Source organism: Pseudomonas sp. ZT5P21 (genome assembly GCF_054897785.1).
Genome location: NZ_CM142705.1, coordinates 1,466,907 through 1,480,590, shown reverse-complemented (window position 1 = coordinate 1,480,590; position 13,684 = coordinate 1,466,907). Strand labels below are relative to the sequence as shown.

Here is a 13,684-nt window from a genome sequence, read left to right as displayed (position 1 = left end):
TGCAATGCTGCCTACGGTCAGGAACGAGATGATCAGAAAATACTTTTTCAGTGCAACGTTCATGGAAATCCTTTGCAGGTATTGAATGGGCGCGTCCAAGCAACAGGCGCGCCAAGGTTGTTTGCCCCCTTAGCGGAATTCACCGCGCCATCCAGTTACTGCTTTGTACCCGGCAACAGTTCAAAGTCTGGGGTAAACGGGGTCATGGCTGCCATGAGCCGTTCGAAAGGTTTGCGATCGCCTTCGAAGGTAGCCTTGCCGTCTGCAACGAGCTGATTGAAGCTGATCTTCTTCGCCATCACACCCTCAAGCGCCGAGCGATCGAGGGTAATGGTCAGATCGGCGTTTTTTGCCTGCGGTCCCTTGATATTGGTCAGAGTCGAATTGCTCAACTCCACCACAAATTGTTCACCATTGTCTGGGGTCTTGAGGTTCAGGATGAAATGCAGATCCGCAACCTTGCTGCCATCCAGGCTGATGCCAAGGTATTCGAGCCACAACTCTGTGCTCATGGCGCGGATGATGTCAGGCCCGCCGGATTTTGGCGGCAAGCCCTTGGGCATGCCGTGTCGCAGTTCATAGGCCGCCGCCAGGAAGCTGTTGCGCACGCCGGCGCTTTCCTTCTGATAGCCGACCTGCTCATAGACGTCCGCCAGCAGGTCCTTGGCCGGGCTGTTTTGCGGCTCGGCGTACACCAGTTTATTGAGAATTTCATAAGCTTCGCGGTATTTGCCCTGATCGAACAAGGTTTTGCCCTTGGCCATGATCCTCTCTGCGCCACCCATCATCTCGACGTACAGCGGTGCCGAATCCTTCGGTGACAGCGGCATCAGCGTCGCCGGGTTGGCGTCCCAATAACCCAAGTAGCGATTGATCACGGCGCGGCTGTTGTGTTCTTCCGAGCCGTGGTAGCTATGAGTCGCCCAGTTATTCTTCAGGCTTTCGGGCAACTTGTAGACATTCTGAATCTCATTGATCGTGACGCCCTGATTGGCCGCGTGCAGGACGGCGTTGTTCAGGTTGGCGTAGGCATCGCGTTGCGCGCGCATTACCTCCTGAATCCGCTCATTGCCCCAGCGCGGCCAATTGTGGGAGGCGAGCATCACGTCGGCCTGCTGGCCATATCGATACAGGGCGTTGTTGATGTTCTTCGACCACACCAGCGGATCACGGACCAAGGCACCGCGCAGGGTGTAGATGTTGTGGATGGTGCCGGTAATGTTCTCGGCAGCCCAGAACGCCTTGAATTGCGGGAACCAGGTATTCATTTCCGATGGCGCTTCGGTGCCTGGGGTGTTCTGGAATTCCATTTCCACCCCGTCAATGGTCAGGGTTTCAAAATCCTTTTCGATGTATCGATTGGGTGTGATCAGGCCCATGTTGCCGACGGCGGCGTTTTTGCCGATGGCCATGTCGACATGACCATAAGGACTGCGCGGCAGAAGCAGACCGTACTGATAGAGTGCGCGTCGATTCATGGCATTGCCGGCGTAAACGTTTTCAGCCACCGCATGCTCCATGAAACCCACGGGGGCGATGAGCGCGACCTTGCCGCTGCGCACGTCCGCTTCCTCGATCACGCCGCGCACGCCGCCAAAGTGGTCCGCATGGGAGTGAGAAATCACCACAGCCACAACCGGGCGTTTGCCCAGTTTCTCATTGATGAATTCCAGTGCCGCTTTGGCGGTTTCCTTCGAGGTCAGGGTGTCAAAAACAATCCAGCCGGTATCACCCTTGATGAACGTGATATTGGCCAGATCAAAGCCGCGAACCTGATAGATCCTCTCCGGAACTACCTCGTACAGACCATAGGCCATATTGAGCACGGCTTGGCGCTGCAGGGACGGATTGACAGTGTCGAAGTCCTTGCCATCAAGCAGGAAGTTGTAGCTGCCCATGTTCCAGGCGACGTTGCCCGCTTCGGCCATAATCTTGTTGTAGGCCGGTGCTGCGATGAAGCCTTTTTTTGCTTCGTCAAAGTCGCGCTTGTCTGCAAAAGGAAGTGCCCCGCGCACTCCATTCTGCAGTTCGATCGTGTACGACGACGGCGCTTTGCCTTTGTTATCGAAATGCCCGTTTTGCATTGCAGCCGGTTCGGCAGTTGTCTGGGCAGCAAAAATGGCCGGGCTGATGCCCGTAGCCAACGCGATTGCCAGGGCGCAATAGAGGGTCTTGTTATACATGAAGTGTTCCTTCGCCAGGGGATGTCAATGCCGTTGATGGCGCGGGTTTGCTCGTGGTCATCTTGACCCGCCGGACAAGGAATAGCATATTCATCCGATTACGAAAAATTCCGTTTCAGCACGATTCGATAACATAAAGGTTATGCTATGACCCCGCGTCGTTTGCGCCAGTTTTTGGTGCTGATTGAACATGCCCATTTTGGTCGCGCCGCCAAGGCCTTGGGAGTGTCTCAACCGGCGCTGAGTAAAAGCATTCAACTGCTGGAACAGGAGCTCGGGGTCACGCTGTTCGATCGACGCACCGAAGGCGTCGTGTTGACAGCTTTTGGTCATGCGCTTCGAGAAAAGAGCCAGCGTTTGTTAATGGCCGAAGAGGACTTACGGCGCGACATCGCCTTATTGGCCGGCGGAGATATCGGCGCACTCAAAGTAGCCTTGGGGCCGTACCCCAGCATCACCAGCGGCTATCCCGGCATTGCCCGGCTGCACGCCCGACATCCGCACCTCAAGGTGACGGCCCATGTCGCCGGATGGCGTGACGTAGCGCACCAGGTCGCCAACGGTGTCGTGGATCTGGGGATCGCTGAAATCAGCGCCTTGCAAGACCGGAAGGAATTCCATTGTGAGCTGTTGGGTGAACATCAAGGACGATTGTTTTGCCGGCCCGGACATCCGCTGCTTTCGCAACGCACTCTTAGCCTGGCTCAAACGCTCGATTACCCTTGGGTAGCTTCGCGTATTCCGTTACGCCTGGCCGGTCATTTGTCGCCCGCGACGCTGGGGTGCGCCGGCGCGTATGACACGGTGAATGGCGATTTCGTGCCTGCGATTGAAATTGACGTACCCATGCAGATTGTTCAATTCGTCGAGAACAGCGATGCGCTGGCGGTAGGCACTTTGTCGAGCTTTGAGCGGGAGTTGATCGCGAGAGAAATTGTACCCCTGCCGATTCACGATCAGGCGTTGTACACCCGTTACGGTTTTATCTACCTCAAAGAGCGTTCGCTGCCGCCAGCCGTGCAGGCTTACATGAGCGAAGTGCGGGCCGTGGAAGAGCAAGTTACCCGGCGTGAACGTCAGCTGGCCGAATTGAAGATGAAGTAGCGGAGGGTTTACCGGTAGAACTTGCCTGAAACAACACACCCTGAAATGCAACGCTGTATTAATGAGCTATACCCAATATTCCGCACTTCTCCACTATTGGAGGTTGTCATGAATCCCGGCACAACGCTGGCAGTAATATTGGTCACCGCGAGTCTATTCGGCTGCACCCATTCACCAAACCAATCGGTTAATCTTTCTTTGGCAGCGACACACAAAAACCCCGGCCAGATCGCCAAGACCACATTGACCGGCACGGGCAATCAAACCAATTTTGACTTCTACATCACCGGAGTTCCAAGCGGAACCATCTTGCCCCCTCGAATATACACGTTCATCAACGGGGGCAGCTGCCAGCAACCGGGGCCCGCCGCGTACGCCATGAACGATAAGGTCAACACTGAAAGCAATGCTGGTACCCGTGGCTGGAGTTTTTACAGAAGCGCGCCGATATCGCTGTCCGACTTGCTTTCCGACGAGTACTCCATCGTCGTACGTACAGCACCAGAGGATGGCAGCGTGGATATATTCTGCGGCGATATAAAAAAAGCAAACTAGTTGAAAAGAAAAGGTCAGTATCAATACGTCGATGCTGAAAAACGATGGAGTTGTAACGGTGATGTAACACGCTTCTTCGATCAGGCAAAGTCTACCCTTCAAATTTAAGAAACCGCACTAGACTGTGTCGTGGGCCTTCATTGGAACATGACCATGCGCAGGGGGAACGTGTTTCTGTACCCGTATCTAGGCTAATGACTCGGTGGTCAATGCACGAAGGGTTTGTAGATGTGCACTCATCACCCTTGCGAACACCACGGACCAACGAGGAATCCTGGTATGGATAAGTTCTCGAATCACTTCAGGCTGTCGATCGCATTTGCTGCGCTGCTGTCATTGAATGGTGTCGCCCACGCGGCTCAGACGGAAAAGACCAATATCCTGTTTATCGTCTCTGACGATACCGGCTATGGCGACCTCGGGCCGTATGGCGGAGGCGTCGGCCGAGGTATGCCTACGCCGAGCATCGACGAACTGGCGGCCGAAGGTATGACTTTTTACTCTTTCTATGCCCAACCCAGTTGCACACCAGGCCGGGCCGCCATGCAGACCGGACGAATCCCCAATCGTAGCGGAATGACCACAGTGGCTTTCCAGGGTCAAGGCGGCGGCTTGCCGGCAGCCGAATGGACACTCGCGTCGGTGCTCAAAACCGGTGGGTACGAAACCTTTTTCACCGGCAAATGGCACTTGGGCGAAGCTGAATATTCGCTTCCCAATGCCCAGGGTTATGACGTCATGAAATACGTCGGCCTATACCACCTCAACGCCTATACCTACGCCGACCCCACGTGGTTCCCGGACATGGACGCGGAAACTCGCGCGATGTTTACCAAAGTGACCCAAGGGGCCTTGTCCGGCAAGGCGGGCGAAAAACCGGTCGAAGAGTTCAAGGTCAATGGCCAGTACGTGGATACCCCTGTGGTCGATGGCAAACCCGGCGTGGTCGGCATTCCGTTCTTTGACAGCTATGTTGAAAAAGCCGCGCTGGAGTTTCTCGACACAGCGGCCAAATCGACCAAGCCGTTTTTCATCAACGTCAACTTCATGAAAGTGCACCAGCCAAACATGCCGGCACCGGAGTTCGTTCACAAATCCATTTCCAAGTCCAAGTACGCCGACTCCGTGGTAGAACTGGACACCCGCATCGGCCGCATCATGGCCAAGCTAAAAGCGCTTGGCATGGATAAAAACACCTTGGTGGTTTACACCACGGATAACGGTGCCTGGCAGGATGTCTACCCCGATGCCGGCTATACGCCGTTTCGCGGGACAAAGGGCACGGTGCGCGAAGGCGGAAATCGGGTGCCGGCGATTGCCCTCTGGCCAGGCAAGATCAAGCCCGGCGTAAAAAACCATGAAATCATCGGAGGCCTGGATCTGATGGCAACGTTTGCTTCGGTGGCGGGCGTGAAGTTGCCCGAGAAAGATCGTGAAGGTCAGCCCATCATTTTCGACAGTTACGACATGACCTCTGTGCTCACCGGTGCTGCGCCCTCCCCGCGTAAGGAGTGGTTCTACTTTACCGAAAACGAATTATCGCCTGGCGCTGCCCGGGTGAATCAGTTCAAGGCAGTGTTCAACCTGCGGGGTGATAACGGAGCCCAGACCGGGGGATTGGCTGTGGACACCAACCGGGGCTGGAAAGGGCCGACGAGTTACGTTGCGACCATTCCGCAGGTGTTCGACCTGCTGCAAGACCCGCAGGAACGCTACGACATTTTCATGACCAACTTCACCGAGCATACCTGGTCGGTCGTGCCGATCAGCGCCGCGATCATGAAATTGATGAAGACGTACGTCGACTACCCACCGCGCAAATTGCAAAGCATGGGTTATGACGGGCCGCTCGAACTGTCCCAATACCATAAATTCGAAAGCGTACGGGAAAGTCTGAAAAAAGAAGGTATCAACCTGTCGATGCCCAACGGCAACTGATCGATCAGGCAAGCATGGCGGTCTCCTCGGGGCCGTCATTTTGCTACCTGAAGTTATGAGTATTCGCTATGCGTCAATAACTCACTGCCAGGAGCCCCCATATGAAAACTGCCTATCAATGGCGTGTCAGTGCCGTTTTATGTAGCCTGCTTATTGCTGGCTGCACCTCCAAAATTACAGATAAAGAGCAATTTTCGGGTTTCCTCTCCAGCTATGAAGGCTTGCAGCAAGTGGCATCACCCAGTGGCCATCCGGTGCTTCGTTGGGTCGCGCCCGATTTCAAGCCCTCGGCCTATGACACTGTGGCCAAAGCAGCGATCGGAGACACGATGCGCGACTTGAAAACGTTCCTGAAATAGCAATTAGCAGGCGGCTTCGGCCCATCTGGCCTGTCCCTACAGTTACGGCTGGCCAGTCGCGCATGAAGCTCCGGCAGACATCGCAGTAGATATTCCTGGTTCAGGGTCTTGGCTGGATGTGGTAGGGAAGAAATCTAATGAACAACATCAAATCACCTCGGTCGTCGTTACGTTGGTACTGGCTTATCCTATTGTGGCCGCTACTGCTGCAAGCTGCCGAACCCTTACCCTCTTGGCAAGAGGGTCCCTCCAAACACGCCATAGTTGAATTCGTCGAGGCAGTGACGACTGAGGGTTCCAAGGATTTTGTGTCACCGGCTGCACGCATTGCAGTGTTCGATAACGACGGTACGCTGTGGAGCGAACAGCCTCTGTACTTTCAAATGCTGTTTGCCCTCGATGAAGTCAAACGCATGGCACCACAGCATCCAGAATGGAAAGAGCAGCAGCCATTCAAAGCAGTGCTGGAAAACGACCAAAAAACCCTGACCAACAGCGGAATGGAGGGTCTGATGAAGATCCTCGATGCCACCCATACACAGATCAGCACTCAAGCGTTTCTGGCCAACGTCCGAGCATGGCTGGCCAAAGCCGTTCATCCCAAGACCCATAAGCCTTACACCGAGATGGTCTATCAACCGATGCTGGAGTTGCTCGCCTATCTGCGAGCCAACGGCTTCAAAACTTATATCGTGTCGGGTGGCGAGGTGGAGTTCATGCGCGCCTGGACGGAGGAAGTGTATGGCATTCCACCGGAGCAGGTGATCGGCACCACCTTCACCGGCGAGTATCAGTACAACGACGGCAAGCCGGTCATTATGCGCATGCCCGAAATGGCGCATAACGACGACGGCCCCGGCAAACCCGTCAGTATTGATGCCGTGATTGGTCGTCGCCCAATCTTCGCTTTTGGTAACTCCGACGGCGATCAGCAAATGTTGCAATGGACCGCCGCAGGCGACGGCAAGCGCTTCATGGGTCTGGTCCATCACACAGATGCACAGCGTGAATGGGCCTATGACCGAGAATCGAAGGTCGGCAAGCTGGACAAAGCGCTGGATCAGGCCAAGGCGCAAAACTGGACGGTAGTCGATATGGCGAAAGAGTGGCGTAGGATTTATCCCTTTGACACCACTGTGCAGTGATGACAATCGCCAGTAGCCCCTTACTGAGGCTAAAGCTCAGCCGGTGATTCACAGCGTCGAATGAGTCGCGGTTTCAGTAAAGCAGCGGTGAGACGCTCAGGACTGGATCAATAGGGTTGTGAATGGGCACGCTGTATAGCGCGGCGACCGGGTTAAGCGCTTGCTTGGCCAGTTAGCCTGACTTTCGGCGCTAAGCCCTAATTCGATTATGGATATTTGCCGAGGTTTTAACCTATGCAAACCAGAATAACTGCCCTGCCCACCCTTACGCTCCTTGCGTTGTGCTGTCAGCAAGCTTGGGCTGGCGGCATCATGCTCTACGAAATCGGCACGGATAACACCGGCCTGGCCAACGCCGGTGCTGCCGCCCGCGCTCAAGGCCCCTCGACCATCGCCAGCAATCCGGCGGGCATGAGTTACTTGTCGGGCACGCAGATCACCGGCGGTTTGCAGGTGCTTTATGGCGACCTGTCCTTTGACCGCGATTCGGATACCAACGTCGCGGGCAGCGGCAGTGGCAACGCTCTCGATCCGATTCCCGGCGGCAGCTTCTTCATCAGCCATGAACTGGATGACCACTGGAGCGTCGGCTTCGGCCAGTACGGCGACTTCGGGCTGGCGGTCAATTACGACAACGACTGGTCCGGTCGCTACTTTGCGCAGAACTCCAGCCTGCTCGGTTTGTCCCTGGTGCCGAGCGTGGCTTACCGCTTCAACGAGCAATGGTCGGTGGGCCTGGGCATCAAAGCCATGTACGGCATGTTGCAGGCGCAAACCGCCATCGACCGTTCGCCTTTCGGTTTCACCGACCGCACAGACGGCCAGTTCAAATACAAGGATGGTACCTGGGGCTATGGCGCCAACGTTGGGATGATCTACGCCCCTCAACCGGGGACGCGCATCGGCCTGACCTACACCAGTCAGGTTGACCTGGATTTCGCAGACCGGCTGGATGTGAAAGGTGACGGACGATTGCTGGAACGTGTCAACAACACCAATACCGAACTCGACATGAAGGTCCCGCAAACCGTCACCCTGAGCCTGTTCCAGCAACTGGACCGGAAATGGGCCTTGCTGGCCTCGGCCAACTGGCAAGACTGGTCGGAGTTCGGCGATATCGCGGTACAGGTCGACACCACGGCGTTTGGCGCGCAGTCGAGAACCGTCGACGCGGGCTTCAAGGACACCTGGCACCTATCCCTCGGCGCGCAATACCAGGCCACCGAGCAGCTGTTATGGAACTTCGGCGTGGCCTATGACAGCAGCGCCGTATCGGACAGCAACCGAACTGTCACTGTACCCATGGGCGAATCCTGGCGCATTGCAACAGGGGCCACCTTTGCGCTGAACAAGGATACCGATGTCAACGTTAGTTGGGTCGTGGCCTGGCTCGGCGACCAGCCCTTGGATCAAACCAAGTCCACGTCGGGCAATCGAATCTCCGGTCAGTTCGACAATGCCTGGATACAAGCTTTGACCGGAAACATGACCTGGCGATTCTGATGTCCAGCCAACGAAACAGGACGACTTAACCCAAGGAGCAAGTCGCATGGGAGCCAACCTCTCGGGTTTCATTCGAGCAACTGACGACGCCTGGCTCCCGGCGAGATTGCAAACCAGCACGAACTTTCCGGCGTCGTTCCGATTACAGCCCTTCGCGACAGGCAGCAATCGGCCATAAAGCAGTCACTCGGTCTAGTCTCCGATCAGTGGCTATTCAGCTTGACCGCAATAAAATCACCCTACTGAACAGCTAAATTTGTCCTGGCAGTCGCAGACTTCAAAGCGGGTAACCGTCAGATCAAATCGCGATCACTGCATGTTGTTCGGATCATCCTGTTCTCCAGTAGTAAAAGCTGCCCCCTCAATATGGTAGACCTTCGGTTCTTCCGAAAAAAATTCCTCTAAGCCCATCATGAACATCCGATGGTCTTCACTCGCTTCGAAGCCCGGCGTGTGATCCTCGAGGGATTGCCATCGCACGATCAGGTTGAATTGCTGCGGGGTTTCGATCCCTTGGGCCAGCATGTGCCCGCAGTAACCTTTTGCGCGGCAGAGCAAAGGAGCGACCTCGGCAAATGCACGTCTGAACATTTCAATGCGTTCTTTGTGAACCGGGAGCAGAGCGACTTCATAAATCATGGTGTTCCTCGAAAATGACTTAAACAGTTAAAAGTACGCACTTACGAGATGAGCGATGGCTCGACTGCAATCGCGATTTTTCCTCGAAGACCGTTGTTGGGGCTCTCCAGCCGCGCATGGGCGAGCGCAAGGTCGGCAAGTGAATAGACGGCGCCAACGTGGGGGCGCAGCTGACCGCGCGCTACCAACGTGCTCAACTCATCCAGCTTGCCGCGGTTTTGTCTGGTGAAAACGAAGTGATAACTCGCGTTCTTGCCCCAGGCCTGAACGAGGTTCTGTGGCTGGGCAATGTCCACGATGGTGACAACTCGGCCGAGTTGGGCGAGGGCGTCGGGGCTGCGGGATAATGTGTTGCCGCCGATGGTGTCAAACACCACATCGACTCCACGGCCATCCGTTTCCCGATTGATGGCGTCGACGTAATCCTCCTTTTCGTAGTCGATGATCACATCGGCACCCATGCTTCGTGCGAACTCAAAGTTTGCTTCGCGCACGGTCGTGAAGACCCGCGCTCCAATGGCTTTTGCCAACTGGATCGCTACGTGACCTACGCCTCCCGCGCCGCCGTGTATCAAAATGCTTTCGCCCACTTTGAGCGCCGCTCGCACGGTCAGTGCTTCCCACGCCGTGCCGCCGACCAGGCTTAGGCTTGCCGCCTCAAGATGGCTCAGCGAGGCAGGTTTCTTCCCGACAATGCTTTGGGCCGCAACGTGGTACTCGGCATAACTTCCCGGGCCGTCAAATATTTGCGGGGTGTACCAGACTTCGTCGCCGGGAGCGAAGGCCGTCACACCCGGCCCGACTTCTTCGACAACGCCAGATACGTCGTGACCGGTAATCGCCGGAAGTGGCACCAGGTCGGAATAATCGCCGCGTCGGACCTGATAATCCAAAGGATTGATGGAGGTAGCGTGCACCCGGACCAAGACTTGTCCCGTTTGCGGCACTGGCTTGGGCACGTCGCAGAGTTCGAACGATTCCGGGCCGCCAAATGATTTGAGTATCATCGCTTTCATTGTAAATCCTCGTATCGACAAAAAGGGATATCGAGATATCTCGATACCATACGGTAAAAAATTACAGCTCTTTCCCGATGATCTCGGCAAGAACTCTGATGGTTGCTTCATTCCGCTTATAGTAGGTCCACTGACCAATGCGCCTGACTTCGACCAAGCCCACTCGTTGCAGAGTTGCAAGATAGCCAGACACCGTTGACTGCGACAGTCCGATACCTTCTTGAATACTACTGACGCAGACTCCCACCGTCAGAACGTCACCTTCATCCTGCGGAGGGAAGTTCTTTGCGGGATCCTTCAAACCTTTCAAAATTTCAAGGCGTGTAGGGTTTGAGAGGGCTTTGAATATTTCGATCAATTCCATAACCCGAGCATATCGAGATTTTTCGATATGTCAATACGAGAATCAACCGCCGTTATCTAGAGTCAGCCCGACTCTGTAGCAACTCTCAAATTTGCAAGCCTCCGAAGGGGAGGGCTTGTATTTCTTCGGTTTCGTAATCGATCCTGAATCGCGTACCTTTAACCATCATGGACTAACCTGCACTTCTGTCGAGCGCTCAATAAGGGTGCCATGGGATTGCAATAATGTAGGTTGGCAGCCACTCACTCGTTCCACACAAAAAAATATGTGGAAAAAAGTTAGATTAGGTAAGTGACTGATTTATGGAAGATAAAACACATGTAACTGTTAGCAGGGCTCCGGAAGTCATGAGTGAACAGATCGAGCCTGGCGCACCGAGCCACGCCGCGCAGCAACGCCAGCGCGCCAGTCAGCTGGCTCAGGCCGTGCGGAGCGAATTGCAGAAAGCCGTGATCGGCCAAAACACGGTGATCGACGACGTACTCACCGCGCTGATTGCCGGTGGCCATGTGCTGCTCGAAGGCGTGCCGGGGCTTGGCAAAACCCTGTTGGTGCGCGCCCTCGCCCGCTGCTTCGGTGGCGAATTCGCGCGTATTCAGTTCACCCCGGACCTGATGCCCAGCGACGTCACCGGGCACGCGGTGTACGACCTGCAAACCGAGCAATTCAAACTGCGCAAAGGCCCATTGTTTACCAACCTGCTGCTCGCCGATGAGATCAACCGCGCCCCGGCGAAAACCCAGGCGGCGTTGCTCGAAGCCATGCAGGAACGCCAAGTCACCCTCGAAGGCCGCGCCCTGCCCATCGCGCAGCCGTTCATGGTACTTGCCACGCAAAACCCTATCGAACAGGAAGGCACGTATCCCCTGCCGGAAGCCGAGCTGGATCGCTTCATGCTCAAGGTGCGCATGGACTACCCCGACGCCAATCAGGAGTTGGACATGGTGCGCCAGGTCAGCCGCTCGACCCGGGCCGACATGCTCGACGTGCAACCGCTACGGACCGTGTTGCAAGCCAAGGACGTGTTGGCACTGCAACGCATCGCCAGCGATTTGCCGCTGGACGATCAGGTCCTTGATTACGCCGTGCGCCTGGCCCGGACCACGCGAACATGGCCCGGCCTGACCCTTGGCGCCGGGCCTCGGGCGTCCATTGCACTGGTGCGTTGCGCACGGGCGCGCGCCTTGTTGCGTGGCGGCGAGTTTGTGATTCCGGATGACATAAAAGGGTGCGCACTGGCGGTGTTGCGCCATCGCGTACGCATCGCGCCAGAGCTGGATATCGAAGGGCTGGAAGTCGATCAGGTATTGCAGCAATTGCTCGATCAAGTGCCGGCGCCACGGTTGTGAAACCCTCGCGCCTGCTGCTGGTCTGGCTGGCACTGCTGCTAGCCATCGGCATTGTGCTGGGCGTATTGCGGGCGCTGGAGTTCGCCGTTCCATCAACACTGTTATCGATCAACTGGGGATTGTTGCTGGCACTACTGGCCCTGGCGTTGCTCGACGCTGTCCGTCTCAAACGCCTGCAGTCGCTTCGCGTGAAACGACATATGCCCGGCAGTCTGGCGCTCGGCCGTTGGAGCGAAGTGCGTCTGGAGGTCGAGCATGACTTTTCCCAGCCACTGAGCATTCAACTTTTCGACCACGTACCCGACGGGCTGGGCTTCGAAAATCTACCTCTATCTGTCGAGCTTCAACCCGGCCAGCACAGTCAGATCGGCTATCGCCTGCGTCCACTCAAACGCGGCCGCTTCACCTTCGAACACTGCGAAATCAATTTACCGAGCCCCTTGGGCCTGTGGTCCGACAAACGCCTGCTAAATGTGCCCGACCACACGCGCGTCTACCCCGACTTCGGCCGCCTCTACGGCGGTCAGTTGCTAGCGGTGGATAACTGGCTCAGCCAGCTCGGCGTGCGCCAGCGGCAAAGACGCGGCCTGGGCCTGGAGTTTCATCAGCTGCGGGAATTCCGCGAAGGTGACAGCCTGCGCCAGATCGACTGGAAAGCTACCGCTCGCCAGCGCACGCCGATTGCTCGGGAATATCAGGATGAGCGCGACCAGCAGATCATCTTTATGCTCGATTGCGGTCGACGCATGCGCAGCCAGGACGGTGAACTCGCGCATTTTGATCACGCGCTCAATGCCTGTCTGCTACTGAGCTACATCGCCCTGCGCCAGGGCGATGCGGTGGGGTTCAGCACCTTTGCGGTGGAACAACCGCGCTATCTCGCCCCCGTGAAAGGTGCCGGGCAACTCAACGTTTTGCTCAACACGGTCTACGACCTGAACAGCACCCAACGCAACGCAGACTATCAAGCCGCGGCGACTCAACTGCTGGCCCGACAAAAACGCCGCTCGCTGGTGGTGCTGGTGACCAACCTGCGGGACGAAGACGATGAGGAACTGCTGACTGCCGTCAAACGCCTGAGCAAGCAGCATCGGGTGCTGGTCGCGAGCTTGCGCGAAGACGTACTCGACAGTTTGCGTCAGACAACGGTGCAAACGTTGTCAGACGCATTGGTCTATTGCGGGACGGTGGACTTCTTGAATGCACGGGCCGAACTGCATGAACGGCTGCATGCCCATGGCGTGCCAGTGCTGGACGCAAGCACTCATGAACTCGGCGCCGCACTGGTGACGCGCTACCTGGAATGGAAGAAAGCCGGGGCGTTTTAGTGACTGTGACGCCAGTGCGGAACGGGAACGCGCGCGGGACGTAAAGAGGCTGCATCGGCTTGCGCCGTTGCCTACAGATCAGCCAGAATCCGCCGGCTTGTGCGCCTTGGGCTCGCCACGTAACTTGATCCGCGTCGCTGATTTTCAGTGATCGGGTTTAGTCGCCCGGGCGGGGTTTGGATGTGTACAAGCGTCATGAGG

12 protein-coding genes are annotated in these 13,684 nt (G+C 56.3%); 8 read left to right on the top strand and 4 right to left on the bottom strand.

Annotation, left to right across the window (positions count from 1 at the left end; translation table 11 throughout):
* Nucleotides 1-155: 155 nt before the first annotated feature.
* Nucleotides 156-2,183, bottom strand: a complete 2,028-nt coding sequence (locus ACYZT9_RS06770) for an alkyl/aryl-sulfatase (RefSeq protein ID WP_462009108.1) — start codon at nt 2,181-2,183, stop codon at nt 156-158.
* A gap of 147 nt (nt 2,184-2,330) precedes the next feature.
* Between ACYZT9_RS06770 and ACYZT9_RS06765 the strand changes: the two genes are divergently transcribed.
* The 6 genes from ACYZT9_RS06765 (at nt 2,331) to ACYZT9_RS06740 (ending at nt 8,787) form a co-directional block, all read left to right on the top strand.
* A complete protein-coding gene (locus ACYZT9_RS06765) occupies nt 2,331-3,287 on the top strand; it encodes a LysR family transcriptional regulator (protein ID WP_462009107.1) in 957 nt (318 codons plus the stop codon).
* 108 nt (nt 3,288-3,395) lie between these two features.
* Complete coding sequence (locus ACYZT9_RS06760; protein ID WP_462009106.1) at nt 3,396-3,842, top strand: hypothetical protein; 447 nt, start codon at nt 3,396-3,398, stop codon at nt 3,840-3,842.
* A gap of 279 nt (nt 3,843-4,121) precedes the next feature.
* The gene (locus ACYZT9_RS06755) at nt 4,122-5,780 is read left to right on the top strand and encodes an arylsulfatase (protein ID WP_462009105.1); all 1,659 of its coding nucleotides are present in this window, start codon (nt 4,122-4,124) and stop codon (nt 5,778-5,780) included.
* A gap of 101 nt (nt 5,781-5,881) precedes the next feature.
* Entirely contained in the window at nt 5,882-6,139 is a 258-nt protein-coding gene (locus tag ACYZT9_RS06750) for a DUF3313 family protein (protein ID WP_462009104.1), read from the top strand.
* Nucleotides 6,140-6,276: 137 nt separating this feature from the next.
* Nucleotides 6,277-7,284, top strand: a complete 1,008-nt coding sequence (locus ACYZT9_RS06745) for an HAD family hydrolase (protein ID WP_462009103.1) — start codon at nt 6,277-6,279, stop codon at nt 7,282-7,284.
* A 234-nt stretch (nt 7,285-7,518) separates the two neighbouring features.
* Nucleotides 7,519-8,787 carry an OmpP1/FadL family transporter gene (locus tag ACYZT9_RS06740; protein WP_462009102.1) on the top strand — a complete coding sequence of 423 codons (1,269 nt, stop codon included), beginning with the start codon at nt 7,519-7,521 and terminating at the stop codon, nt 8,785-8,787.
* Between the two features lie 309 nt (nt 8,788-9,096).
* On the opposite strand, the gene ACYZT9_RS06735 is transcribed toward ACYZT9_RS06740, so the two are convergent.
* The 3 genes from ACYZT9_RS06735 to ACYZT9_RS06725 form a co-directional block, all read right to left on the bottom strand.
* Entirely contained in the window at nt 9,097-9,426 is a 330-nt protein-coding gene (locus ACYZT9_RS06735; protein ID WP_462009101.1) for an antibiotic biosynthesis monooxygenase family protein, read from the bottom strand.
* A 41-nt stretch (nt 9,427-9,467) separates the two neighbouring features.
* Entirely contained in the window at nt 9,468-10,442 is a 975-nt protein-coding gene (locus tag ACYZT9_RS06730; protein WP_462009100.1) for a zinc-dependent alcohol dehydrogenase family protein, read from the bottom strand.
* A gap of 61 nt (nt 10,443-10,503) precedes the next feature.
* On the bottom strand, nt 10,504-10,806 hold the full coding sequence (locus ACYZT9_RS06725; RefSeq protein ID WP_462009099.1) for an ArsR/SmtB family transcription factor: 303 nt from the start codon (nt 10,804-10,806) through the stop codon (nt 10,504-10,506).
* Between the two features lie 347 nt (nt 10,807-11,153).
* Here ACYZT9_RS06725 and ACYZT9_RS06720 point away from each other — a divergent pair, with 347 nt between their 5' ends.
* Nucleotides 11,154-12,155 (top strand): AAA family ATPase, encoded by a 1,002-nt coding sequence (locus ACYZT9_RS06720; RefSeq protein ID WP_462009098.1) that lies wholly within the window; start codon nt 11,154-11,156, stop codon nt 12,153-12,155.
* Nucleotides 12,152-13,483: a DUF58 domain-containing protein gene (locus tag ACYZT9_RS06715; protein ID WP_462009097.1), complete on the top strand. Its 1,332-nt coding sequence runs from the start codon at nt 12,152-12,154 to the stop codon at nt 13,481-13,483. Before ACYZT9_RS06720 ends, ACYZT9_RS06715 begins: the two co-directional genes overlap by 4 nt.
* The last annotated feature ends 201 nt before the right edge of the window (nt 13,484-13,684 follow it).